This is a genomic window from Bradyrhizobium sp. in8p8 (assembly GCF_000426845.1).
Taxonomy (GTDB): domain Bacteria; phylum Pseudomonadota; class Alphaproteobacteria; order Rhizobiales; family Xanthobacteraceae; genus Bradyrhizobium; species Bradyrhizobium japonicum_C.
Map to the genome: position 1 here is coordinate 21,355 of NZ_AUGD01000011.1, position 25,722 is coordinate 47,076.

The window sequence follows — 25,722 nt, forward strand, 5'->3', positions numbered from 1 at the left end:
TTGCGATCCGGCGGGCCCCCGTGCGAGGGATGGAGGTCACAGGCGTGCGGTGCAGTCACGTCAATGCGACGCCATCACGTCAAAAAGGAGGGGTGGGCGTATCGCCCGCAGGCCCATCGCGCATTCTTTCTTCGCGATTCTTCATGAACTCCAAGTTAGCTTCGCGGCTTACCTTCCGCGATCCGATCACCTTCGCAACGTCCTCAGGCAGGGGACGGGCAACACCGGACGGCTTGCTGCGCCATGCGGTGCGGCGCTTCGCGTAATGGGAGCTCGCTGTCGCCGTGGTCTTATGTCCGGCGGTTGCCGCCACCTCTTCAGGTGACATCCAGGACTTGGCGTTCGCCATGCCGATATGGCGCGTTGTGTACGGTGCCAATCGCTTTATGCCGATCTCCTTGCACGCCCGTGCAATTCGCGAGGCTAGCCTTCCCCACAGCCGGCGGAAGCCCTCAGCTGTCTGGGCCTGTCTCTGCAGGACCGCTAGGAGCTTGGAAAGATCGTTCACCCCTTCAGGACCGTAGTCCGTCAAATCCAGTCGTCGATGGAAGCCCAATGCCCTCCCGTTCGTGGCCTTTCCATTTCTGACAATCAGAATGTTGCCTTGGAGAATCGCCGTTCGCCACTCGCTTGGGCGGAGAAAAAGTCGAACGTTATGGTTCAACAGTCGTGCCGCGAGGCGGTCGTCGGGATGGCGGCCTCTGTTCCTCAGGTGACGTAACAGCAGACCGAACTCGGATTTCGGAACCGACTTTCTCTTCTTCGCCGAAGTCCGGGGAGGTCCGGATTGGCGGGGCTTGGGACCAAGTTTGAGAATCGCAGACAGTTCTTCGGCAGCCGCAATCGGAAGGTCAGGTTGGGAGTCTTCGATCACTTGTAGGAGCGCAGCTCGATACTGCCTGATGGTCGACTTCACCCAGCGATTATGCCCACCGGCAAACCACCTAACGGCGCCCAGCAGGTCGTTGATCTGCACGTCGGCAAGCCGACACAGGCCTACGTACCTCTGCCGATAGGCGATCACTGTCGCTGGCGTGCGGGTGACCGTTCGCCGGGTCGCATCCGTCCGAAGAGACACTGGCTTTTCTTAACTGCTCTGCTCGTTACTCGACGTAAATTACCCTATGTCTCAAGTTTGATCCAGCTCACATCCACTTCGTATGTGCCGCACCGCGGACTGCCGGAGAGCCAATCTGCGGGTTCAGAAAATGCCCTATCGGCGTTTGACGACACTATTCTATTGAAAAAAGAGGTGTTTTATATATGATGTCGTCATTTACCGACTAAGGTGTCGTCATTCGACGACGAGCATTTATGGACATTCGCGAGCCCAAAGATCTCGGACTTTTCATTCGCGACCGCCGCACTCTGCTGGGGTGGTCGCAACACCATTTAGCCCTGCGCGCGGGCGTCGGGCGGCAATGGGTGGTCGATCTGGAGAAAGGCAAAGCTGCCGCCGCGCTGCAGCTGCTGATCCCGACACTCAGAGAACTCGGATTGGTTCTAAGAATTTTTGACGATACGCCGGCGCGCCTCGCGGTCATCAGACACCTGGACAGCGAGCCGCGACCTCGGGGCGTCCGAACAGCGGCGGCCGCTGCCTTGCCGGACGCTACGAGCTCCCTCCAGGCACCTCCCAGACTTTTGCCAGCTCAGGTTGAGCCGCAGCACGGCAATCTGGAGGTAGGACTCCCTTATCATCCGACAAACTTCGCTTCGCTCGGGGTGACCTTGAGCAAGCATAGTCTGTACGAACGCGAATACCGCCGCACAATCCAGCTTATGGTGGACCACGTGATAAGCTCGGAAGGCCCGATCTTCGAGGAGCTGGTGGCGCGCCGGGTCGCGCGTGCTCACGGTCTCGCACGAGCAACGGGAAAGCTGCTCCAGATCACTCGAGAAGTGGCTGACCCATCATTCGCGCGCTCATCAGAAGAGGGGCGGTCAATTGTATGGCCGAGCCCCGAACTGCAGGAGCTGGTGCCTTTCCGGAATGCTCCGAAAGAGATTCGTGACCATTTAGATGTGCCGCTGGTCGAATTGGCGTCGCTCGCAAGCTCGCTCTTGGCTGCAGGCCACACGACAAGCAAGGCAGCGGAGCTTATGAGCCGGCGAATGGGCTTGAAACGTATGGCGGGCACTACCCGCTCTCGATTTGAAGCTGCTGCTGAACTGGCTCTGAGGGCCGGATAATCAGAGCAGGCGCACTGTTCGCCTGTCCTGTCGCATCGAGGCGGTTTGCGAGACGCCGGCTTTACTGTATCACGACCTCCGCCATCGAACCCGTCATCGGGCACCTGAAGACCGATGGTCAACTCGGCCGCTGCTACCTCAAAGGCCGCGCCGGCGATGCGGCCAACGTTATCCTCTCGGACGTCGGCCACTACTTCCGCCGCATCCTCGCCTGGCTCAGGGCTCTTTGGTGCCTCTTCCTGGCCACTCTCATCGCAGCCATCAGCGACCGCTCCCCGCTGCAATCGGCTTCTTAACGGACGACGAGTTAGTAGTTGATGGACGTTTGCGCGAAGATGCCCTCGGCGCGCCTGTCGCCGGCGAGCCTGAAGCGATACTGCAGCGTCAGCTCCCAGTAAGAGGGAGGCGCAAGATATTTCGTTTCACCAAACCAATAGCGGATCGAGCTGCCGACGCCGGCAGAAAAGGCGTCGCGAACAGCAAATGAATCGTCGTAGCTGGCGGCAACAACTGCGTGGGGGAAGAACACCAGGTTCCTGCTGATCGGATCCAGGCGGAAGCTGTGACCAAAGCGTCCTTCGAACAATCCGATGAGCTGTGTCTTCTGGAAGAAGCGATCAACCTCCGCATAGATATACCAGGTCGGCCAATGCGTATCCATTGCCCGCAAGTCCGTTCCGACCGTGTACGAATAGGCCGCTCGCAGCAGCGTATCGTCGCGGGCGGCGTTGCCAAGCCTGAACAGTTTGTCCACCTCGAATACGAGGTTGTGATCCGAGAACGGCTTCCACCGGGCGCCGGCCATGCCTTGCGTCGTACGTAGCCCGGTAGGTCCGCCCGCCTCGTCGTACAGTGTCTCGAAGAGGCGGCCGAAAACCTCGAACAGGGCGCCGTTACGGTTTCCGAACGCCTCCGGCCGGTAGTAGAGCTCCGATCCAAATTGGGACGTGTAGGTGCTTGCGGGCGAGTTGATCGTCAGGAAAGGATTGGGAGCTGACCCCACCTTGCCGTAGGAGATAGAGCTGTTGATCCCCCATACGCGCGTCAGATCGGCAACCGTCCGCCGTGTTTCGAACAGCTTCTGATCGTCGATGTTGATGCGACCGTCGGCCTTCGCGTCGATGCCCTCCATGAGATAGGCGATTGCCTTTGGATTTAGGAACTGCCGCATCGCGGTGTAGCCGGCATCGATGGTGGCCCGGGGCGGCAACGCACCGTTTGCCTTCGCGCGATCGAACAGCTCCAGCGCCACTTTATCGTTGCCGACGGCAACGCCGATATAGGCGGCATCTGCGCCCCGGATCGATTTGAGCTGGCCCCGAGCAATCGCCGCGTCGAAGATCGCTCGTGCCTCGGGCTTGCGATCAAGCTCCAGCAGGGTGTTGATTTGTGCCTGGATAGCGCCATCGCGCTGAACATTGGTGACAGATAGACGCTCAGCCGACCTGAAGTCGCGCAGCGCCTCTTCCTTGCGGCTCAAAGCTTGATAGGCATATGCGCGGCGAATTGTGAAGTCGTAGTCTAGGCCTACGCGCGGAAGCGACCGCAGCGCCCGTTGCGGATCCTTGGCCTTCAGCGCCGTGTCGACCAGCGCGAGACGGACGTTCCGGATTTGATCTCCTGGAAGCCCACGCGCAAGCGCTGTCTCCCAATCTGCCATTGCGCCCTTGTCATTGCCGATGCGGCTGCGCGCGAATCCGCGCTGTGCGTAGATCTCGGCATCAACCACGCCTTCCGCGATTGCGCGGCTCGCTGTGGCTTCGGCCTCGGCCGGCCGACCGGCGGTTAGCTGCAGGTTGATGAGGAGCAGCCGGGTGCTGGCGATCTCCGGGGTATCCGCCACCGCTTTCTTGGCTTGCTCGATCGCCACGCTGTAGTTCTTGGCACGGGCGGCCTCGTAGGCCTTGCCTGCCGCCCCCATGCCTTCGGCCTTCTTGTCGATGGGCGTGGCGATGCTCTGAACGAGCGGCGCCTGCAGACTGCAGACCGAGCCGTATGGCGTGTCGCGGCAATCCTGCACCGGCATCGGCATGAGCCTGCCGTCGCCCTTCAGGGTCGCCTTGCCTTCGGCAGCAGCATCGGCATCGCCAATCCGCGTAACGACCGATGGATCTGTCTTGGCATATGGCTGAAGCAGGATCTGAACCGCGCGGGCGTCGCCGGAAGCCAGGGCCGCATCGGATGCAATCAATCTGATCTGCTTCTTCTCGGCGTCGGTAAGGTCGGGAACGGCGAGTGCCGCATTGAAGTCGGCGACGGCGAGCGTCCGGTTGCCGAGCTTCTGGGAAATATATGCCCGCCACACGAGCGGAACGTAATTGCCGGAATCGAGTTTGATCGCCTCCGAGGCGGTCTCTGCGGCACCAACAAGGTTGTTGTCGGCGAGTTGGGCGGCAAGCAGAAGCAGCCGGTATGACATCACATCCGGCCCATACTCCACGGCTTTGCGGGCGGCGCGAACAGCGGCCTTTGGATCTCCCCGCTCAAGCGCCTTGTAGCCCTCGCCGGCCGGTTGCTGTGCAAGCCGCTGGCGAATACTGGATTGCCGGGACTCCAGCTCCTGGTTCGAGGAAAAAGTTGCGAGCGCCGCCATGGTTGCCTGTTCGGCCGACGCAAGGTTGCCTGCAGCGACTAATGCGTCGATCAAGAGCAACCGCAGGCGGAGGATGTCAGGTCGCAAGGAAACCGAGGCTGCAGCCTGGTTTGCGGCAGCCTGGTAGTTGCCCTGCTCAAACGATTTATATGCTTGTGCGGCGGAGGAGTAGGCCTCGCCGTCGAGAGGGCGGTCCAGATCGGCGGTTTGGGCGCGTGCCGAGCACGCCAAGACAAGCGAAAGCGCGAGGCCGCCGAGGGCAGCCCGCAGCTTACGTCGTCTCAGACGCTCTGCGCCCCTGATAACCATGGCCCCCACAGGCAGTAACACTTGCATCTCAGATTAGCGGACGGGGCAAACCTGCGGAACCAGAATTTGATGTCCGACTGCAACAAGACCTTCAAAGATCATGCTTTTTGTCCGACATGTTGCGCAATTGCTGCGGTGTTTCGCAGCAGATTTAGGGGGAAATCCTGACGTCAGAGAAAATTAAGCCTTTTACCGATTTTTCAAGGCATCGCTAACCTTCATTCGCCACTCGACGCGGCTGGAAATACTCTGCGAAGCCCATTCGCCGACGGCGTCGGGCCCGTTCTGGACTTGCGCTTCGTTGAACTGCCAAACGAGGTATCTGATTGGCGACGTCCTGAATTCGGCTGAGCGCAAGAATTGCAGGAGTGTGGCCCATGGTCCGACATCCCCGGGATTCCACTTCAGCGCCACCGGCCTGTCGATCTTGCTGGACAGCCGCTGCGGAAAGCCGAAATACGGTTGCACAAAGCTGTTGCCTACGACGGCGACTGGAGCCGGATCCTCATCGAGCAATCCGACGGCTGGTTTGGCGGGGCCCCGGATAACGTAGGCTTCGGGGCCGATCGCCCGTTTTCGATCCGGCGGCAGGAAATTGGCGGCAAGGTCGCCAAGGTGGCGATCGTTCATCCACTCGCCAAGCTGCGCACCGCTTCCGGCTTTGCCGGGGAGGGGGCCGTCGGCGGTGATTGCGCTGGCGACGAGATCCGCGGACGCTTCGGCGGCAAACGTCGTCCAATGAAAATCAGTGCGGTAGAAGACCTCCTTCTTGTCGTCGATGACGGTCTTGAGAGCGTCTCGAAGATCGGGCGCTGCAACGCCGGCAGTGCGCAGTCCGGTGAGTTCCCGATCGTAACGCTGCCGAACGATGTCGGACAGCTTTGAGCCATCGGGAAGCAGGCTTTCATAGTACCTGGGCTTGAGCGGGACAATGGCGACGATAAGCTTGACATTTTTCTGAGCCAAGAGCTGCCCGACCGCCGAAATCAGCTCGATGGAGCTTCGCTCGGCGTCAGGACGCGCGACGGTGAGGCTTTCCCAGCCGGCGAAGAGCCAGTTGGACTTGCCTTCGATGACGGCATCGCGCGCAGTTGCGACCGACGTCAGCGGTGCGGACGCCAGGAGCGCGGCAGCAGTAATCACCATCAATCGCGTTACACTTTGCGCCACTGCATCACCTGATCCGGCGTAGGAAGTTTTTCTCGGCTTCGCTTGGAGGGAAGGTCAATGATCGCATTGGCCACTCCCATATCACGACCTTGGCTTTCTCCAAGCTGCCAGATCGTGTCTCGAGAAGTTCTAGCAGCGCGCCGGCGAACCCTCCGCCAGGCCAGCTGACTTGCGCGACTTCTCGAGCGAGCGAGTTCTGGAAATACTCGAAGAACCCCGAATTCATCGAAAAGGACGATCCAGCGAGAATGATAGAAGGTTCGGGCGTGTCGTCGAGCAATCCGCCTGATCGCGAGATGTCCGCCTTCAATTCTCGCTCCTGCTCGGGCTGTGGCGCGAGCACACGTGGCGCATCGGTCAACCCAGACAATCTGGCGAGGTCACCCGTGCGCTGTCGCGTGGTCCCTTCAATCAGCTTCACCGTCTCTGGCGCGGGTTCGAGCGTGTGTGCGACGGCTTGTGCGATCCGCTCGGCAGCAAAGCGGGCGCCGGTTTGATCCCAGTGTGTGTCCGTCTTCCAATAGCCTGGACGGGGCCAGTTATCGCGGAGATCGACGACAACCGCCCCTTCCATGCGGCCGAGCTCGTTCCAGAATTGGTCTCGCAATCGCGATTGCGCTGCAGTGATTCCGCAGAGCCTGTCTTCGACCTGCGCGGCTTTGTCGGGCACCGGGACAATGATGAGACGCGTGCCGGATTGTCTGACTGCATGCGCCAGCCCCCGCAGCAGTTCTGCCCGGAGCGCCATGTTGGCTCCGGCGTGACGCTCTGCGCGCAATTCCTCCATGGTGAAGAGCCAATCACCGCAACCGGCGCGGACCTGTGGTCCGGCATCGCCGAGCAATCGATATTCGATTCCGGAAACGAGGCCGTCCAGGTCAGTGCTGCGTGGTACTGCACCAAGAACCGCCTTGTCGATTCTCTGGGCGAAGCGACCATCGGCAAGGTCGTTCAACGTCGTCGTCTTCAGCACTTCGCCCAGAGAACCATGACCTCTGATCAGCACGGAGACCAGCCCCGAGAAGATCACTGCGAGTACGAGGACAACCCTGAGCATGACGTCCCTAGAACTGGAAATACAGAAAGGGAATAACGGTGCGGCTCTGTATCGTCCACAAGGCGCATAGCCACAAGAGGAGCGCCAATTCGAACGGTGGACGGGCGATATAGGCTCGCAGACGAGAGGGCGGCAGCGTCGGAGCGTAGACCGCAAGGAGCCCAATGCAGACTGTCAGCAACTCCGTTGGCCTTGCAGCAGCAGCCATCGGCGATGACAGGGCAAGTCCATGAAAGCCCAGCAGACCCGACAACATTGTTTGCGCAGCCTGCCAGTCCTGGGCGCGAAACAAGAGCCATCCGACCATCACGAAGGCCAAAGTGAGCAGATGGGAAATGAATGTGGGGATCGGAGGCGCGCCGGCTACGTTCCAGAGCCGTGCTACGATCAGCCCCAAACCATGCCAGATGCCCCAGACCAGAAAAGTCCAGCTGGCGCCGTGCCAGAGGCCGCCGAGCGCCATGGTGATCAGCAGGTTGAAGTAGGAGCGAACCTTGCCAACGCGGTTGCCGCCAAGCGGTATGTACAAATAGTCGCGCAGCCAACTCGACAGGCTGATGTGCCAGCGGCGCCAGAATTCGGTAATTGATCGGCTCAGATAGGGATTGTCGAAATTCTCCGGAAACTTCAAGCCGACCATCAGTCCGAGACCGATGGCCATGCTGCTGTACCCTGCAAAGTCGAAGTAAAGGTGCAGCGTGTAGGCGGTAACCGTCAACGCGACGTCGGCCACGCTGGGGTTGGGCAGCGCATAGCCGGCATCGACGAGTGGCGCGAGTGTATCTCCAAGGAGAACTTTCTGCGCGAAACCCAGCATGAAGCGGCGCCAGCCCTCGGTGAACTCCGAAAGGTCGAAGGTGCGTGAAGACAGCCGCTCGGCCACGGACTGATAGCGCACCACGGGACCCGCGACGAGATGGCCGAACATTGCCTGATAGGTGGCGTAGTTCACGAAACTGGGCTCGGCGGCGACGGTCTTTCGGAAGACATCCACCGAGTATGAGATCGCGCCGAACACGAAGAATGAGAGGCCGATGGGCAATGGAATAGCTGTCCAATGCTCGACCGGTGCACCTAAGACCGATGCGGTTTCAACGAGAAGGTTGGCGTATTTGAACCAGATCAGACTTGCGAGTGGGGCCACAATGGCCGCGGTCAGGGCAAGCTGACGTTCGCGGCCTGAGCTTCGGACGATCCAGAGCCCCGTAGCCCAGGACCAGGACGCGATCGCAATGAGGAGGGGGAGAAAATCGAACCGCCACCAACCATAGAAGACGAGGCTGAATAGGAGGATCGTGGCATTCCGCAGGCGCGCGGAAACAACTGCGTAGACAGTTAGGAACAGAGGCAGGAAGAGAAAAACAAAGGAGTCGCTGACGAATACCATCGCGAACTGCCTAGCGCTCCCGATGAGGCTCGGTCTCATCCAAGCCGCCGGTGAGACGAAGCCGTTGGGACTCCTTCCGAAGGAACACGCTGTAGTGATCCCCGGCACGCAATTGAGGAAGCGTCAGGCCGGCGCTGCCCTCGCCGCAGGATCCTTCAAGCCGTGCGGATACGGGATTGATGGCCCGAGACCGGACGGAGGCAAATGGACTTTGCTCGAAGATTGTGGGGCCGTCCGCAATCTTCAGAATGGCTGCGCAGCCGGGCACGAGGTTGAAGAAGCGGAGCTTGGCCTTCAGGCCGTCATCCGAATTCTGCCCCTCGTCAATCGATTGGACGGTCCAGGCGGGGTTGGCTTTCGAGACCACCAAGGTCAGAAATGTTTCCGGGGCCGGCACGACATCTTTCGAGATCGGAGAGCCGTTCGCCGCCAGGTGCAGGGGCTGGTTGCCGGGAACGGCGCGATAGGAACTCGCCCCCGTGGCCTCGTTAATGGCCAGATCTGCCGAGTTGACCTGTATCCGAGGGGAATTGCCCTCAGATACTGTGGCGATCCTGATGAAGGCGTATCCGGGCGGTGGTCTGGTTGCGTACAGGCGGCCGATCTCCTGGCCCTGGCTTTGCGTCAACTGCCCAAACGATAAGGCTATGAGCAGGGCAGGGCCGAACGATCGTCGGCAACGCCGAACACACGAAATGAGATGGATGGTCATTTTGAAGGTCAGATCAGCAATGAAGCGGGCCTTGGCTACATACCACCGCACCAGCGGCCAGAAAATCCGCCCCGAAATTCCAGTCGCCACATGGGAAACGGAATTGGTTAGCAAGGTCTTCGTGAGACCCCCTTCTTGGTTCGAAGCTACCGGCATTCAGCGGCCTTGTCTCTCGCGGGGAGCGCGAAGCGACATGTGCCGATGTGGCAGATCGATCGCCGAGTGGTTTGGTCAGGGGACGGACGACAACATGCGGGTCTCAGGCGGCCTTGTCCTGCGGAAAAGAGACCATTAAGACTGTTAGTCTCTGTCGAACTTAGAATCGGGTGGATCCGAAGGGCAAGACAATGCTGAAATTTACTGGAGCGATCGCCGGTCTTTCGATGATGCTGGCAGGGGGGGCGGCTGCGGCGCCGCTTCTAGTCCAGACCACTACGCCCCATTCCAAACCGGCGCTCGTGCAGGTCAAGGTGATCTGCAATGAGGCGGGACGCTGCTACCGACCACCTACCCGTAAGCCAGTCGCGCGTTGGGTGTATGGGGACGGCAATTTCTACGGACCCTATGAAGGTCCCGGCTATTATGGCGATCCTCGGCTGCGATACCGGGTGTTTCCTTACTTTTGGTGGTGATACGGCGCGGCTTGGCGAGGCTTTCCGGGCCGGTTAGCCGACGCTGGATAATGCCGGCGGGTTATGCTGACGGATTTGTTCACTCCCAGAGAGCGGAGACTGTTTTTAGCGCGGCTACTTGCTCTGCACGGCAGTGGCCGAGACAATTCCTTCGTCTGCGCAGAAAAGTGGACCATCGGCACCTGCATCCGCAACTGCACCTTGGACCCGTTCAATGGTTTCCGCACCCAGCTTGGCAATGTGCTCAGAGCCTTGAAGGGGTGAACGCGAGGATCGAGGAAATGCAAAAACGATCGAAAACTTGTCCAAGCCTGACGCTGCGAAGCAGCAAGTCGAGGAGTTTCAGCGTTGATTTTTCGGACCCGGGGTTTGGTTCTCGGTCAATGCCGAAAAATCGCGAAACTCGGGATGCCCGCTGACATATTGCTCGCTCCAAGCAGGAGCAAATGCGCACGACACCAATTTCACACGTCAGAGCGGTCGTCTTTGCAGAAGCGTTGGGATTAAACCCGTTGCAAGAATGTGAAGACGACCGATGGATTGGCGAAGGCGAGCAACGAACTCGCGTAGCTTCTGAAGACCGTCCAGACCCCGGCTATGCCTTGTTGGAGGTCGAAAGTGCGGATGAGAGATGGTGAGAGTCGTCTGCAATCTCACTGGAGACGAGGGGCGCTTCGGAGGGGCTGAAGCGCTTCATCCGCAGCGTCTCGCCGCCGGGGTGATCTGGCTGAGGTCGATTCAGGTGGTCGTGCTGACCGGCTGTGACCGGCAGGCCGAAGGGCTTTGTTAAGGTGAAGAAGAGCTTCGCCACCCTCACTAACGGAGGTACTCTGCTTCTGAATGCGAGGGCGCGCGATTGGGTGGCTGCAGCCGTTTTGTGATCCAACGGATCATTGGCAGCGCAAATCTTCGGATCGAGCGCGAGGCAAGTCGAAAGCTGAGCGATTTTGCGGTGCGGAAGAACTCTGTTGTGATCGCAAGACTGGCTGCGACCAGCGAGATGCTCCGTTGTTCGGGCGCCGTCGCAACCCTTCGGAGAAGCAGACAGGCAGCGGCGTCGCTCGCAATGCTGGGTGGCGGTACGGCTGTTTATCCCGGGGATCCGAGTACTTTTTGCCATTAAATTCGACTCATTAAAGCGAGCTTGACCCCTCGGTTAAAAACTCAAATAATGGGAATTATTAAGTCTCGGGTGCGAGGACCCTGTCGGGTGCAGTGCCTTGCGACGGCCTCTGTTAGTCACTTTGGACGCGCTCCCAGACTGCTTGCGCGCGCCACTGCAGGCTCAATCCTCGTCGGGCCTACTATGGGGAGAGATCTGATGGGTCATGCCGCGATGCACCTTTCTCATCTGCGACGCCTTCAGGAGGCTCTTGAGAAGATTGCGAGCGACCTCGACGAAATCGAGGGAAGGTCCCATGCGCGCCTTCGCTACGTAGCTCAAGATCTGAACGACGACGGTCCGGCCCGTAGTATCGAGTCCTGTGTTTCCAATTTCGAGATTGCAGTACGAGGCCGATTGGTGAACTAGGACCTCCCTGATCAAGATCGCTCAGGCCCAGGAAGTTTCCCCGGACATCGTCGGATGCGTCTTCGCCATCCGTGAGAGGCGACGGCAGTCTGAACCACACGCTCGCCCGCCCTTTTGGCCATCGCGGCCTCGCCTTAACGCGCGACAACGATGACAAGCTGTACGCGCCTTCTTTTTCGCTTCGGCTCGCTAAAACGACCGATCTTCATTTCAAGCGTGTTTGGAATTAGATCGAGGTCTGCATCTCGCGGTGTTCGAGATGCCTGCTATTCGGCGTGCTTCCTCTTTCTCCTTCTTGAGGTCGGCGGCGCAAGAATTCCAGCGCGGCGAGCCATACGAAATACCTCGTCAGCATGTCACTCTCCAGCGATCAAATGATAATAGGAGACGATATTCATTTTATGGGCAGGACTGGATTCTTAGTCCTAGTTTCAACCCTTGTCATCGCTTGTGTTCCATCCCTCAGCAAGGTGGTTCTGGCGGACAAAAAGGTCGCTTCGCAGACCTCCTCTCGAAGGGAGTTCGGGGGGGCCGGCTGGTCTAGGCGGCGGTCGGCAGCAAATTGCGGCGACGATATGCAAGGAGACCAACGCCGGCGAACCCGAGGATCATCATTGCCCAAGTCGAAGGTTCAGGCACGGCCGCGACCGTGAAAACGAACTGCTCGTCGGTGTAGTTGTGATCCGTCCACCCGGTCTGATGCAGGCTGAGATCCTCGAAGCCAACATAGGTTCCCGTCGGAATCTTCCCGTCGCCATCGAATGCTGTCGAGTAGACGTGGTTCACGCCATCACTATTCTCCGAAATGTCAGAGTAGTAGGTATGCCCCGTCGTCTTGACGTCGATGTAGAAGACTAGGATATCACCGGCGTTCACCTGGCCGAAATTGTGCATCGTGCCGTACTGACTGGTGTGGTTGTTCAGAGCCGTACCCCGATCGTCCTGGCCGTTGACGAGCAAGCCCAGGTTCTCGCTGAAAGCGGCTCCTGACCCATAAAAGTACGCGAGCAATGAACCAGTGGAGTTCGCAACGAACGTGTAAGTAATCGGATTTTCCGTACCTTGGTTCTGGTATGGAATCGTAGCCGCTTGGGCTGTGGTAGCAGCAATCAGTCCCGTCAGGGCGGCAGCGAAGCACGTTCTGATCATAGGCGAGTCTCACGCATTTAATACTATATTATATTTTTATTTATTATAAGATATATTCTGAGGCCGTCAATTGATGAATCTAAGAATCGGGACTGCCTCAGGTCGCATCGGTTTGAGCGCCTGGGAGGGCCGATTTCCGTGCGGCAGGGTAGTCACCCCCGAGACCTGAACGCCCAACTTCATCGGCGCTTCTGTGCCCCTCGTTTTGTCGACATGGCGGACGCTCGCCGCGCGGCGTCCCGTTTGAGTTGATGGGCCCGCAGTTCGGCTTGCGCCACCTGTTCCCGCAAGGAAATTATTTCTGACATCAAGAGAAGCAGATCAGAATCTGGAACAGGTTCTTTCAGCACCATTCGTCGCATCCGAAATTCGAACTGTCGCCCATCGGGCGGTAAATGGCTTTCAAAAAGATGAGACCGTCTGGGTGCGCACACGGCTGCGCCGCGTACGAAGCTTTGGGTATTCAATCCAATCAACAGCGCGTGATCAATTTTGTTCCGCAAGTCTGTTTAAATCAGGCTGACTGCCCATTTATTTCGAACTGTCATTCAGACGGGCCGCCCCGCTCCTCCCACGACAGCAGCCGACCAACCCGCCACAGCTTTTCCACGGCATCAGCCAACCGTGCGTGTTGATCCTGCGTCAGCTGCTGAACGGGCCCCAACGCGACGCTTGGACAGGCGGTACGAACAACAGCCCGAGAACCAGGTGAAGTGCTGCAAGATTGCTTGGCTCTCTGTCGTTGCAATCGGACAGTGCTCTGTAGGCGAAAGCGACGCTACGCAGATCAAAGCAGGAGCGCAGGCCAAATAGCGCCGGATTTCCAAGATATTGGTCGCATAACCCATAGGACGGTGCAACTGCACGAGTTGTAGCGGCAAGAGTGACCGAATTCGACCCACAGCCAAATAGGCCCGCGACGCGTGCCGCTGCTTGTCCAAGGTAGGTGACGGGTCGAGCGTATCGCTCCGATCATCAGCAACGGGGGCGGCAAGGCCCGTCTCGCCGTGGCTTGCCGGGTAAATGGGGGCCGGCCTGGCCGATGATGCGGGGCGGCCTTTGATTGAGCGATTGCGACCGAGCGAGGGGGCCTGCAGATCTCGGGTATTGGACTGTCCCGGCCGTCGGAAGACCCAATGGGCCGCAGTCTCAGTCACGTTCGGGTTGACCCGGGCGGCCGATATGGCCAAGAAAGGCAGTGTGCGGTTGGCCCAACGCTACAGGCATCATCAAGAGAATCGTATCGAGTTTGCGGTCGCTAATCCCAGTTCTGGTCGAAAGGTGAGACGTTAGTCATGGCTGAGCGTATCGCGCTCATTACGGGGGTTACGGGGCAGGACGGCGCCTATCTCGTCGAACATCTGCTGTCGCTCGGCTATACCGTGCATGGCATCAAGCGGCGCTCGTCTTCGTTCAATACCGCTCGCGTCGATCATCTGTACCAGGACCCGCATGTTGGGAACGTCCCGTTTCTGATGCACTATGGCGACATGACGGACTCGACCAATTTGATCCGCCTGGTGCAGCAGATCCGCCCGACCGAGATCTACAATCTGGCCGCCCAGAGTCACGTCGCCGTCAGTTTCGAGAGTCCGGAATACACCGCTAACGCTGATGCTGTTGGCGTGCTGCGGCTACTCGAGGCGATCCGCATCCTCGGCATGGAGAAGGAGACGCGGTTCTACCAGGCCTCGACCTCCGAGCTCTACGGCCTCGTGCAAGAAATCCCGCAGAAGGAGACGACGCCGTTCTATCCTCGCTCGCCATACGGCGTCGCAAAGCTCTACGGCTATTGGATCACGGTTAATTACCGTGAAGCCTATGGGATGTTCGCGTCTAATGGCATCTTGTTCAACCATGAGAGCCCGGTACGCGGCGAGACGTTCGTGACCCGCAAGATCACCCGCGGCGTCGCCCGCATCGAGGTCGGTCTCGAGGACACGCTCTATCTTGGTAACCTGTCCGCCAAACGCGACTGGGGTCATGCGCGCGACTATGTCGAGGGCATGCACATGATACTCCAGGCCGACAAGGCCGACGACTTCGTGCTCGCAACCGGCGAGATGCGCTCCGTGCGGGAGATGGTGGAGCTCTCGTTCGCGCAGATCGAGCGCCGTATCGAATGGCGCGGCGAGGGGATCGATGAGACCGGCGTTGACGTGAAGAGCGGCAAAATCGTGGTACGGATCGATCCCACATATTTCCGGCCGACCGAGGTCGATCTCCTCGTCGGAGACGCCAGCAAGGCGCGCGAGAAGCTCGGTTGGAAGCCGAAGCGGACGTTCGACCAACTGGTCGAGGAGATGGTGGCGAGCGACCTGGCAGAGGCAAAGCGGGACGCGGCCCGTGGCAAACGCACGGTTTGAACTGAAAGGCAAGAGCGTCTATGTGGCCGGCCATCGCGGTATGGTCGGCAGCGCGCTCGTGCGCCGACTCCATCAGGAAGATGCGCGGCTCGTCACGGTTGACCGGCACGAGCTCGACCTCCGCGACCAAGCCGCCGTGTTCGACTGGTTCGCGAAAACGCGGCCGCAGGTCGTCTTCCTCGCCGCCGCCAAGGTCGGCGGCATAGTCGCCAACAATACGCTACGCGCCGAGTTTATCTACGACAACATCGCGATCGCGGCGAACGTGATTCATGCCGCGCACGTTAACGGCGCCGAGAAGCTGATGTTCTTGGGCTCCTCTTGCATCTATCCGAAGCTGGCGCTTCAGCCTCTGCGCGAGGACTCGATGCTGACCGGTGCTCTCGAGCCGACCAACGAACCATACGCGATCGCCAAAATCGCCGGTATCAAGATGGTCGAGGCCTATCGCAGCCAATATGGATGTGACTTCATTAGCGTGATGCCGACCAATCTCTATGGTCCCGGCGACAATTACCATCCCGAGTATAGTCATGTGGTTGCGGCCCTGATCCGTCGCTTTCATGAGGCAAAGCTGACGGGCGCCGGGAGCGTCCTTGTCTGGGGTACAGGGAGGCCGCGGCGCGAATTCCTCTATGTCGATGATCTGGCGGATGCCTGCATACATCTGATGAAGATCTATTCGAGTGCGGAACTGATCAATATCGGCACAGGCGAGGAGATCACGATTGCCGAATTCGCGCGTGTCGTCGCAGACGTTGTAGGTTATGATGGCGAGATCTCTTTCGACACCTCGCGTCCCGACGGCACGCCGCGCAAGCTGCTCGACGTTAGCCGCCTCGCTAAGCTCGGCTGGCGGGCCCAAACCGCGCTGAAGGATGGAGTACGATTGGCTTATTCAGCCTTCCTGTCCAGCCAGCAGGACCCGAAGAGACCACGCGGCGATCCCGACCGAGTGACCACTACGTGAGCACGCCGGTGGATCTCTCGGGAGCCTCTCCACGCGAAATCGAAGGAGTCATAGGTCGTCCCAGGTAGCGGCGGCAAGGAGCGCGGACCTCCTTCCATCCCGTGAAACGGTCTCGCGTCAGCCGTGTCACACGGCGAGCATGCGGCTTCCCTGGATGCTCATCAGGGTGAGGTTGCCGGTCGCATAGGCGCCGGTGTCGATGTTGACGCGGTTGGCCAGGAACTCCGCACTGCGGACCGGCGTATGACCGTGGACAATATACTTGCCGAACTGCTCCTCGCTTTGCAGGAATTCCTCGCGAATCCAGAGCAGATCGCGCTCCGTTTGCTCGGCCAATGGAACGCCGGGGCGAACGCCGGCGTGGACGAAGAAGAAGTCTCCGCAACTGAAGCTCAGCCTCAGATTGTCCAGGAATTCCAGATGCTCGGTCGGCATTGCGCGAATGAGGTCGCGGAGGATCGATGCCGGCTCGTCGCGCTTGAGATCCGGCGGGGCAAGCCCGTAGGACATCAATGTCTGGGTCCCGCCGAAAGCAATCCAGTCCTCGAACAGTGAAGGGTCTTCGAACACCCTCACCAGAAAGGCCTCGTGATTGCCCTTGAGGAAAACCGCGTTTCCCCGGCGGCTCCGCTCGACCAGGATGTCGAGGGTGGAGCGCGTATCCGGGCCGCGATCGATGTAGTCGCCCATGAAGACTTCGACAGCATGGCGCGGCCGGCTGCGCTCGACGTCGGCGTCGATCACCCGCAGCATGGGCTGGAGCAAATGTGCGCAGCCGTGGATATCCGAGATGGCATAGATGCGCACTCCGTCCGGCAATTGCGGTTTGGGAATGGGCGGGCGTGGTCGCGCGAGGGATCTCATGACGCTCAATCGGTCGGGTGATCGAAAAATTCCCCAAGTCGCCGGCACCGGAGAGCTTCCATCCAACACGAACAACGCGAATTCGGTGGGGCCGCGTCGTTGTTCTCCGACCTGATCACGCCAAAAGAAGGGCGCGGAATTTTCTGCCTACTCGTCTCGTGCTGGACTGGCGGAACGAAATCGGTCCGCGGAAATTGCATCGCTGACCCGGGGTGTGCCGCAAGTCCGCATGACTCATGAAAAGGAGGCAGGTGCACCCACAGATAGAAGTCCTAAGAGATTCTCGTGATCAACTGATCTGCTCTTTGCGAGAGCAACGCCGCGCCTGATAGTTGAGCGAAACAGCGCTTAAGCAACGGCGTTGCGTCGCGTGGATACGGAACTTGATTCAAAATAGGGCACTCCGTTCGCTCATATGTCAGCACTGTGACGACATTTTCAGCGTTCGACTTTTCACTTCGCATTTCAACATGGCGCATCTTCCGTGCGCCGCAAAAGTTTTGCGTGCGGCGCCACAATGTCGCTGCGATCAATCAACACTTTCCGTGCGGGAATTGACGAGTCTTCAGCATCACGATGAGCGTCAGGCACTCTCTCGATAAGTAGAGGTTAGAATGGCTGTTGCAACTTATGGTTCTGAAAGTGCTCATGCGCTGTCATCCGCGCGCGGCAGCGCTCTTCAGAGGCCCTTTCAGATCGTCGTCATCGCCGCCGACTTTCTGTTGATCCTGTTAAGTTATGTGGCGGGGGCTTCGCTGTATGGTGTGGTCGTCGGTTCGCCTTCCGACAGCGCGTCGGCGGGAGCGGGGTTGTTTGTCGGCGTGGTGTTCGTCGGGATCGCCTATTTCCGGGACGTCTATTCCACGTACCGTCTGCTCAACGTCGTATGGCAGCTTCGAATGGCGGTGTTCATTTGGCTGACATCACTCACGATCCTTGCCGTTGCCGCCTTCCTGCTGAAATCGACGGACAATCTATCGCGCGGCACCGTCATCGTCTTCGCCGTGATCGGCGGGCTCGGCTTGATCAGCCTGCGCTTCGCCTGGCAGGCCGTGTTCGGTACCACTTTTGCGAGAAGCCGGCTGGTCGATCGCAAGGTGATCCTGCTCAGTCTGAAGCCGCTCGACTTCACCTCCAGTCGCTTCAAGGATTTGCGGAGGAATGGCTTCGACGTCATGCGCCATTTCGTGCTCGGAGCAGACCGGGAGGATGGCCAGTGGGAACGACAGATTCGCGACGTCATCCGTCAGTCGCGATCGGCTGATGTCGACGAATATCTGCTCGCGATCGACTGGAACGAGTTGCCGATGCTGCGTAAGCTGGGACCCTATTTGCGCGCCGTCCCGCAGCCCATTCGCCTGCTGCCAGACGACTCCGTTGCCGATCTCGTGACCCGTCCCTTTCTGCCGGTCAGCGGAACCGTAGCGGTCGAGATCCAGCGGCCGCCGCTCACCATTCTCGAGCGGTTGCAGAAGCGCTGTCTCGATGTCGGCGTCGCTCTGTTCGCGCTCGTGATGCTGACGCCGCTTCTGCTGACTGTGGCCGTGCTGATCAAGCTGGATTCCCCGGGGACCGTCATATTCCGGCAGTCGCGTCGTGGCTTCAACGGCAGGCCGTTCGAGATCTGGAAATTTCGGACGATGACCGTCAGCGAGAACGGCGAGACGGTGACGCAGGCGACCAAGAGGGATGCCCGGGTCACAAAGATCGGGCGTTTCCTTCGCATGACGAGCATCGACGAGCTGCCGCAGCTCTGGAACGTGCTGCGTGGAGACATGTCACTGGTTGGACCACGCCCACACGCGCTCGCCCATGACAATTACTATGACGAGCTCATCAGCAAGTATGTCTACCGCCATCACATGAAGCCGGGTCTGACAGGCTGGGCGCAGGTAAACGGATTCAGGGGCGAAACGCCGACGATCGATCTGATGGAGAAGCGGGTCGAGTACGACGTCTGGTACGTCAGCAACTGGAGCGTCTGGCTCGATCTGAAGATCATGGCCCGCACAGCGTCTGCGGTGATGTTCCAGGAAGCGTACTAGTCGCTCACTCTCGGTGAGTGGACCTCCCCGGCCCTGAAGCCTCAGGTTCCATTGCGCGGCGGCCTGCCGAAGAGCCGCATGATCGCATCGCGCAGGGCGAGCAGCGGCGGTACGAGCACGAAGAACGCTCCCATGGCGACGGAGACGATGACGTGGCGGATCGAGAAGGGCTCGTCCTGGTCGATCTCGCGCCGGCTCGGGTCGATGGGCGCCGGCGAGAGCGTCGTCGCCACAGGCTGCCGAAGCGGCTTGCGTGGAGGAACCACGATCACCACGAAAAGAATATTGAGCAGAACCCAAATAATTAGAATCGTGAGGACGATCAGCATCCGAGTCCACCGGAAAGGAACTACCACCAGTATGAGCCGAGATTAGCGGCGCAGGACCGAGAAAGAAAGATGCCTAAAGTTTCGGCATTGTGGAGGCATCAAGCGCCGGACGTGTCTGGTGTCGACCGATGGTCCAAAGTACGGCTGTTCTGGCCGCCATCGTCTACGCCAATCCTTGCGTTAGGTAGAGCAAAATAACTGCAAGTTGTGGATTCCGGACGAATACGGTGAACGTAAGCCGACCGAGCAGCGGAACTGTCCACGATCGTTACGCGCGCCAGCGATCCGTTATGTCGGCCCGCTGCCGGCTGCGGCCCGGAGAACATGAGCACGATGAGAAGGGGTTGAATGCAGGAGCTCGCCCGAAGGGCCGAGTTTCCTCACCACAGTTGCGCGGGAATGCCCCACCTCGGTGCAACTCCCCGGTCCAATGCGGCGATCCAACGTGGGGCCGAACTCCTTCCGCCCAAGACTAGGCGTGCTCGACGTAATAGCTGTTGTGGTGCTTACCCTTATAGGCCTCGATACGCTTGAGCATCTTTGGGTTGGCGCGGTTGAGCACGGCGCCGAGCAGCTTCTTTTGCAGGACTTCCGACCCGGAAACCGACTCCTGAAGAGCGCTTCGTGTCGTCTGGCCCCATTCGATGACGTAGACCATGGCATCGATCAGCAGGCTGACAGCCTTCGAGTCCGCCACCGGCATCACCGGGGCCAGGTCGATCACGATATATTCATAGTGCTCTCTCAACATCTTGAGCAGCTCGGCCATCGCCTTCGATCCGATGACATCGGCCGAATTCACCATGCGAGAAGCCACGACGGAGGGAAGGAAATCCAGACCCGTCTCCTTGCTCCGTTGGACGTGATAGCCAAGGCTCGCGGGGTCGTTGAGTGCCTCCACAAGTCCGCTTTTGGCATCGGGCGCGAGCTCTCGGGTCAGCGAGCGCGTGTGCAGATCGCCGTCGATCAGAACCGTGCGGTGCCCAGTGAGGGCGACCAATTGTGCGAAATTGGCTGCGACCGTCGTTTTTCCTTCCTTGGGAAGGGAAGAGACGATGCCGATCACCTTGATCTCGCGGGTCAGGCGCGCGACGTCGATCGACACCTTGATGTTGCGCAACGTCTCGGCAAACCGCGAGAATGGATGATCTACGACGTAGCGGGACAGATCGGATAAGCTGGCCTTCGTTGGCGAGCGAATATCGGGCAGCACGCCGAGGCACTTCACGCCGAGCTCGTCTTCGACTTCTCCGGGGGTCCTCAGCACGTCGCTCAGCAGCTCGCGCGCAAATGCGACGCCTAAACCGAGACAGAGACCGCCGACGAGGCCGCCCACCAGCGCGAGGACGGTGCGCGGCGAGCTCTTGCGGTCCGGTTTGGTGGCGGTGCTGATCAGACGCGCCTCGCTGAGCGGGAAGCTCTGATTCTGGGTGGCGCTCTGCAGCTTTTCGAGGAAATTGTTGTAGAGATTACGATAAGTATCGGCGGCACTTTCGAGATCGCGCAGCTTGACCTCCGCCTGGCCAGTGTGGCCTGCCTGGGCAACGAGTTCCTTTACGCTCTTGTCGAGCGATGCCTCTCGGCTCTTTGCGATCTCGTAGTCGCTGCGATAGGCGTCTCCGATCCGACGCAGCTCGTCGGCGATGTTCTTGCGCAGCTCCTCCATCTTGTTGGCCAAATTGACTGTCGCAAGGTGGGTCTTGCCATAGCGCCTGGACCAATCGGCGTACTGGGCCTGGAGGTCGAGAAACTGCGCGCGCAGGCGGGTGATGACGGAATTGTTGAGGGCGTCCGTTACTGTCGGCTGCGTGAGATCCTGATCGGAGATTGCCTCGATCCGGTCAAGACGCGCCTTGGCTTCCGCAGTCGCAGCCCGCGCCTGAACCAGCTGACTGTTCAGGTCCGACAATTGTTGCTCCGACATCAGGCCGCGGCTGGTTCCGACGATGTTATTCTCGGCTTTGAAGGTCTGCACGGCACGGTCGCTGGCTGTTGCCTGCTCGCTCAGTTCCAAGCTGCGCTGCTGGAGCCACTCGGTCGCCCGCTTGGTGGACTGATATTTCGCTTCCAGCGCGCCGACCAAGTACGCATTGGCGATGGCGTTGGCGATCTTGGCAGCCGTGTCCGGGGTTCGCGCGCGATAGCTCAGGGACAGGACATAGGTTGTCAGGACGCGCTCCGTCCTGAGGTTTTTCTGCACCTGCTGCACCACGGCATGTTCGATTCGCTCCTGGGACGCCGGCTCGTCCGAGCGAAACGGCGACATGACTTTGCCGAGAATGAGGGAGAGGAGGCCAGGATTGGAGCCATTGAACTCCGGGTCCTCGGTCAGTTTCAGGCGACGGACGACGGACAGGATCAAGTCATCCGAGTTGATGATTTCGACTTGGCTGTCGACATAGCCGGTATCTATCAAAGCGCTGCTGGTGTTGCTCTCCTTGTCCAGCACCTGCGCCTGACGCGTATCCATCATGATCCGGGCATTCGCCGTATACATCGGTTGCGCCGAAGCCAGGTATACCATCACCAGAGCCAACGAAGCTCCGACGCAAGCCGCAATGATCGGCCACTGGCGCCGCAGCACGTCAGCCACGCGCTCGAAGCTGAGCACCGCTCCGCCGAATTCGATGCCGAAGCGTTGCCCCGACTGGAAATGTTCTCTAGGCTGGTACATCTGAAACTTTGCTGCCTTTGACAATCATCGATCAATTCGGAAGGGGAACGGGCTTGAATGGGTTGGCCAGCTTGGTCTTCCATTCGCCCTCGAGAAGGGCTCCGGCTCGGGGCGGCGGTGCCAGACGCTTGCCTTGCGATTGGGCCTGGACGCCCGAGCTGTCCTCTCCCGCTGCGGAATAGCCCGCTTGCACGTGGAGATCTCCGATCCGCTGCGCGAAATCCCTGATCTTGCGTGCTGCCGCAGGTTTCGTCGACGTGCAGCGCGCTTCGGCAAATCGCAGCGCGCCGCCGATGGCTGACCGTTCGGCTGAGGCCGACGTGGAGATCAACGTCTGCACGGACGGCAACACCGATGGATCCGTAGTAATGTAGCTGGCGAGCCGAAATCTCAGCTTTTCTCTGTCATTGCGCATCCGCTCCAGTAGCGAAGAGGGCGACTTTACGAATGCGTCGAGCTCAAGCTGCGAGGCGCGATCCGAAAATTCGACGCACTGAGCGCTGCAGACATCGACGCTCGTCACAATCAACGCGGAACCGATCAAGACAATTGCCAGCCATCGCGGCTGCGCATGGAGACGTGTTAGTCCGCGGCCCATCCGTGTTCCTTGCTTCCGTTGCAATTGGAGAACAAGCGAAACCTGGCAGGCAACTGTGTCAAATGTTGTGCGACGCAAAAGGCGCGGGATTGCCGAGAGCGAATGCGACGCTCGCCGGTCTGCGGTTGCACAGGAACGGTTTGCAATGCCTGCGAGAACGGCATTCCGCGCTCAGGAATGTTGCAACTTGAGAACATAAAAGGCATTCGCGCGTCCGCACGTCGCAAAACCGACGCAAGTCATCACTCTCCTCTTTGTTCCGCTAAGGGAGAGAGATCTTTGTGCGAGCACCGCCGCAGGCGAATCAGCTCGTCGCTAGGCGCTACCGCAACAGCGCCGAATTTCGCGCACACTTTTCACGCAAATACTCGCAATCATTATGGCTGATGAACTTTGCGCCCGAAGTACACAGGCCTCAAACGAAAAGTGGCATCAACTTGGCGCTCGCATGTCCGAATAGTCTGCAAGCGTTGAAATTATCGTCGGTTATCATGCGTCGAATGCGAGTTCGCGATCGCAAAGATTGAACACGCGCGAGACCTGATACACACTGCTGCGATGCAACGGCTACGGAATGTTGATGTGACGGAGTTGGTTCATCGTGAGAAGGCGCACGTCGTGCCGCTCGACAGTATTCGGGGGATCGCAGCGACTTCGGTGGTGATCCACCATCTGTTGCTGATGCCGACCTTTCTTGCGGCATTTCCGCATAACGCCTGGATCAATTGCTCCTTCTTCAGGAGTGCATGGCTGCTTGTCGATCTGTTCTTTGTTCTCAGCGGAATGGTGATGGCGCTCAGTTACGTCGAGAACGACTTTTCGCGTTTCTCGCTGCGCGAGTTCATGATACGGCGCCTGGCGCGAGTTTACCCACTGCATATCGTCATGCTGCTGGCTAACCTCGTCTTTCGCCTGCTGCGCATTGGCCTGGTCATGGGGGGTGTGGTGGTGGCCGCGCCTGCGGCGTTCGAAGTGAACAATGCCTATTCGTTCGGCCTCAACGTCGTGCTTCTCCACTCGATGGGGTTCATCGACTATCTGAGCTGGAATGCGCCGAGCTGGAGCATCAGCGTCGAGTTCTACACTTACCTGGTGTTTGGTCTGATCGTTCTCTTTGCCCTGCGCATGCGCTCGCTGTCGTGGTTTTATGTCCTCTCCGGGCTGCTCGCGGTCGGAAGTCTTGTCTCCATCATCTTCGTGCTCGAAAAGAAAAGCATCGAGCTTCAGACGGATTTCGGTCTTCTGCGCTGCTTCGTTGGCTTTTTCCTGGGCGTGTTGATGGTGAGGATCGTCGATTGCCTGCCGGCCAGGCCGCACCCTGCCGTGCAGGGCGCGTTGCAATTCGTCGCCATGATCGCGAGCTTAGTCCTGGTATCACTGGCGGAGACCAATCCTGCGGCGACTTTCCTCGCGCCAGTGATGTTCGCGGTCTTCCTCGGCAGCCTGCTGGCCTTTCCGGATGCGCTGCTGGTGCCGCGCATCCTGGTGGCCAAACCGTTGGTCTGGCTGGGACGCCGTTCGTACTCCATCTATATGGTGCACGCGCTCGTGGTGCTGCTGGCTGAATATTTCGTGCGGGGCGTGGGAGCGGGGCGAATCGCCGCCCTGGATTCGATCTGGGCGGGCCTGCCGGCGACGCTGAATCTCGTCGTTTCACTGGCCGCCGTGCTGGCGGTTTCGCACCTCACCTATCTCTACGTCGAAATTCCCGGCGGCAGGCTCCTGCGAAATGCATTCGGAAGCCCCCCGGACTTTGCGCCATCCCCCGCCCGATCGGCGCGGCTGAGCAACTGAGCCGCGCATGAGCACCTTCGCGCTGCAGCCCCGCAGGATGATGCTGATCAGCCTCAATATCGAGGCGATCGCGCTCGCGGCCTATCTGGTCCGGGACGCCTTCGGTGGCGTGATGCGGTATTACACAAGCATCATGCATTTGGACGCGCTGTGGTTCGCGCCGGATGGCATTGCGCTTCTGTGCCTGGTTCAGTTCATCGTGCATTGTATCTTGCGCAATCGCAGCATCATGGCTGCAGTTGTACTGGTGCAGATCATGCTGTCGCTAGTGCTCGGCTATTTCATGCTGGGCACGACGAATGCGGCGATGTCGTCGTTCAAGATGATGCTCCCGGTGTTCGTCGGATTCTGTTTCTGCGACACCAGTCTGGGCTCCTACAAGAAGCTGCGGTCGGTCATTGCCGTGACGTTCTATCTCTCGCTGATCGGCGTGCTGCTGACGAAATTCTACCTGATGCCCTGGGTCGGCTACAAATATGAGTCCTTCGGCGCCGTTCGTGAGGCGGGCCGCCTATGGTGGGCCTATGGCGGCGACGATCAGCGTCTCACTGGCTTTGCGGCAGAAAGCACAATGGCCGCCTTCTTCATACTCGTGTCCTTCGCAATTACGTCGATCCGTAAGAGTACGACTTGGTGCATCGTGTTCGGTTCCATCGCGATCTATGTGACTCGCCTGACCACGAGCAAGACGACCATGATCGTCCTCGTGCTCTACCTGGTCTTGCTGGTGTGCGTGCGGATGCTTCCGGAGAGATCGCGCTTCGCCGCGATCCGGACCATTGCACTGTGGTCGTTTGCCGCGATACTCGTACCCTTCTTCATGATCGTGCTGGCTTCCGGTACCGCCGCAGTGCCGCACACGACCCTGTTCAGCATCGTTGACCGCATCAACAACAGCTGGCAGCTGCCGTTCGTCTACCTGAGCCAGCTCATGCCCGTTGGTCTCGTGACCGGCTGCGGCGTGGGCTGCTTCAACTATCCACAGAAGCTGTTCTCGCCGCTTGCGCACTTCTGGGTTCCCGTCGACAATTTCTATATCGGCACGTACCTGATGTTCGGCCTCCCGTTCGTCGCATTCATGGTGATGGTATTCCGCGCGACGTTCGGGACGACCGACGTCTACAAGCTGACGCTGATCTTCGTCGTCAATATGTTCACGATCACGGTCCTGAACTACGGCCCGGCGTCCGGGCTGCTGATCATCGCGTTGAGCTTCAGCGAGGTGTTCTCACGGCGCGCAGCCTCCGCACGAGCAGGCGACGCCGTGCCAATCGTCATGCGGCCGCCGATGCCGTCATTGGAAGGCTTCCGCCCGGATATGCCGGCGGCGAGCGGAGGCAGGTGAGAGC

18 protein-coding genes and 2 pseudogenes are annotated in these 25,722 nt (G+C 59.5%); 8 read left to right on the forward strand and 12 right to left on the reverse strand.

Going from position 1 to position 25,722, the window contains the following annotated elements; all coding sequences use genetic code 11:
• Positions 1-79: 79 nt before the first annotated feature.
• On the reverse strand, positions 80-976 hold the full coding sequence (locus K408_RS0125800; protein ID WP_155248636.1) for a hypothetical protein: 897 nt from the start codon (positions 974-976) through the stop codon (positions 80-82).
• 338 nt (positions 977-1,314) lie between these two features.
• Here K408_RS0125800 and K408_RS0125805 point away from each other — a divergent pair, with 338 nt between their 5' ends.
• Together K408_RS0125805 and K408_RS41255 are read left to right on the forward strand one after the other, a co-directional pair.
• The gene (locus K408_RS0125805; RefSeq protein WP_024341353.1) at positions 1,315-2,193 is read left to right on the forward strand and encodes a DUF3320 domain-containing protein; all 879 of its coding nucleotides are present in this window, start codon (positions 1,315-1,317) and stop codon (positions 2,191-2,193) included.
• Between the two features lie 77 nt (positions 2,194-2,270).
• Positions 2,271-2,489: pseudogene (locus tag K408_RS41255) on the forward strand (IS5/IS1182 family transposase); the annotation flags it as partial.
• Between the two features lie 11 nt (positions 2,490-2,500).
• Here the strand turns inward: K408_RS41255 and K408_RS0125810 are convergent.
• The 5 genes from K408_RS0125810 to K408_RS38740 all read right to left on the reverse strand — a co-directional run bounded on the left by K408_RS0125810 (position 2,501) and on the right by K408_RS38740 (position 9,577).
• Positions 2,501-5,095, reverse strand: a complete 2,595-nt coding sequence (locus K408_RS0125810; protein ID WP_024341354.1) for an NfrA family protein — start codon at positions 5,093-5,095, stop codon at positions 2,501-2,503.
• Between the two features lie 189 nt (positions 5,096-5,284).
• Positions 5,285-6,241, reverse strand: coding sequence for an alginate O-acetyltransferase AlgX-related protein (locus tag K408_RS38735; RefSeq protein WP_024341355.1), 957 nt, complete (start codon positions 6,239-6,241; stop codon positions 5,285-5,287).
• Between the two features lie 28 nt (positions 6,242-6,269).
• Positions 6,270-7,322 carry an alginate O-acetyltransferase AlgX-related protein gene (locus K408_RS0125820; protein ID WP_024341356.1) on the reverse strand — a complete coding sequence of 351 codons (1,053 nt, stop codon included), beginning with the start codon at positions 7,320-7,322 and terminating at the stop codon, positions 6,270-6,272.
• Positions 7,323-7,329: 7 nt separating this feature from the next.
• The gene (locus K408_RS0125825) at positions 7,330-8,709 is read right to left on the reverse strand and encodes an MBOAT family O-acyltransferase (protein WP_024341357.1); all 1,380 of its coding nucleotides are present in this window, start codon (positions 8,707-8,709) and stop codon (positions 7,330-7,332) included.
• A gap of 10 nt (positions 8,710-8,719) precedes the next feature.
• Positions 8,720-9,577 (reverse strand): alginate O-acetyltransferase AlgF, encoded by an 858-nt coding sequence (locus K408_RS38740; RefSeq protein WP_024341358.1) that lies wholly within the window; start codon positions 9,575-9,577, stop codon positions 8,720-8,722.
• Positions 9,578-10,684: 1,107 nt separating this feature from the next.
• Between K408_RS38740 and K408_RS42875 the strand changes: the two genes are divergently transcribed.
• Positions 10,685-10,843, forward strand: coding sequence for a hypothetical protein (locus tag K408_RS42875; RefSeq protein WP_155248637.1), 159 nt, complete (start codon positions 10,685-10,687; stop codon positions 10,841-10,843).
• 495 nt (positions 10,844-11,338) lie between these two features.
• On the opposite strand, the gene K408_RS43950 is transcribed toward K408_RS42875, so the two are convergent.
• Both K408_RS43950 and K408_RS44335 read right to left on the reverse strand, forming a co-directional pair.
• The gene (locus K408_RS43950) at positions 11,339-11,473 is read right to left on the reverse strand and encodes a hypothetical protein (RefSeq protein WP_283805282.1); all 135 of its coding nucleotides are present in this window, start codon (positions 11,471-11,473) and stop codon (positions 11,339-11,341) included.
• Positions 11,474-12,124: 651 nt separating this feature from the next.
• Positions 12,125-12,235, reverse strand: a pseudogene (locus K408_RS44335) (PEPxxWA-CTERM sorting domain-containing protein); the annotation flags it as partial.
• A gap of 1,793 nt (positions 12,236-14,028) precedes the next feature.
• Between K408_RS44335 and gmd the strand changes: the two are divergent.
• Positions 14,029-15,099, forward strand: coding sequence for a GDP-mannose 4,6-dehydratase (gene gmd, locus K408_RS0125850; protein WP_024341361.1), 1,071 nt, complete (start codon positions 14,029-14,031; stop codon positions 15,097-15,099).
• Positions 15,080-16,069: a GDP-L-fucose synthase gene (gene fcl / locus K408_RS38750; protein WP_024341362.1), complete on the forward strand. Its 990-nt coding sequence runs from the start codon at positions 15,080-15,082 to the stop codon at positions 16,067-16,069. Before gmd ends, fcl begins: the two co-directional genes overlap by 20 nt.
• Before the next feature lie 126 nt (positions 16,070-16,195).
• On the opposite strand, the gene K408_RS0125860 is transcribed toward fcl, so the two are convergent.
• The gene (locus K408_RS0125860; RefSeq protein ID WP_024341363.1) at positions 16,196-16,933 is read right to left on the reverse strand and encodes a metallophosphoesterase family protein; all 738 of its coding nucleotides are present in this window, start codon (positions 16,931-16,933) and stop codon (positions 16,196-16,198) included.
• 614 nt (positions 16,934-17,547) lie between these two features.
• Between K408_RS0125860 and K408_RS0125865 the strand changes: the two genes are divergently transcribed.
• A complete protein-coding gene (locus K408_RS0125865) occupies positions 17,548-18,978 on the forward strand; it encodes an undecaprenyl-phosphate glucose phosphotransferase (RefSeq protein ID WP_024341364.1) in 1,431 nt (476 codons plus the stop codon).
• Between the two features lie 41 nt (positions 18,979-19,019).
• Here the strand turns inward: K408_RS0125865 and K408_RS0125870 are convergent, their stop codons facing one another.
• The 3 genes from K408_RS0125870 to K408_RS0125880 all read right to left on the reverse strand — a co-directional run bounded on the left by K408_RS0125870 (position 19,020) and on the right by K408_RS0125880 (position 22,579).
• The gene (locus K408_RS0125870) at positions 19,020-19,307 is read right to left on the reverse strand and encodes a hypothetical protein (protein ID WP_024341365.1); all 288 of its coding nucleotides are present in this window, start codon (positions 19,305-19,307) and stop codon (positions 19,020-19,022) included.
• A 472-nt stretch (positions 19,308-19,779) separates the two neighbouring features.
• On the reverse strand, positions 19,780-21,981 hold the full coding sequence (locus K408_RS0125875; protein ID WP_024341366.1) for a Wzz/FepE/Etk N-terminal domain-containing protein: 2,202 nt from the start codon (positions 21,979-21,981) through the stop codon (positions 19,780-19,782).
• Between the two features lie 31 nt (positions 21,982-22,012).
• Positions 22,013-22,579 carry a hypothetical protein gene (locus K408_RS0125880; protein ID WP_245269076.1) on the reverse strand — a complete coding sequence of 189 codons (567 nt, stop codon included), beginning with the start codon at positions 22,577-22,579 and terminating at the stop codon, positions 22,013-22,015.
• A 582-nt stretch (positions 22,580-23,161) separates the two neighbouring features.
• Between K408_RS0125880 and K408_RS0125885 the strand changes: the two genes are divergently transcribed.
• A complete protein-coding gene (locus K408_RS0125885; RefSeq protein ID WP_230646600.1) occupies positions 23,162-24,373 on the forward strand; it encodes an acyltransferase family protein in 1,212 nt (403 codons plus the stop codon).
• A 7-nt stretch (positions 24,374-24,380) separates the two neighbouring features.
• A complete protein-coding gene (locus K408_RS0125890) occupies positions 24,381-25,718 on the forward strand; it encodes a hypothetical protein (RefSeq protein WP_024341369.1) in 1,338 nt (445 codons plus the stop codon).
• The last annotated feature ends 4 nt before the right edge of the window (positions 25,719-25,722 follow it).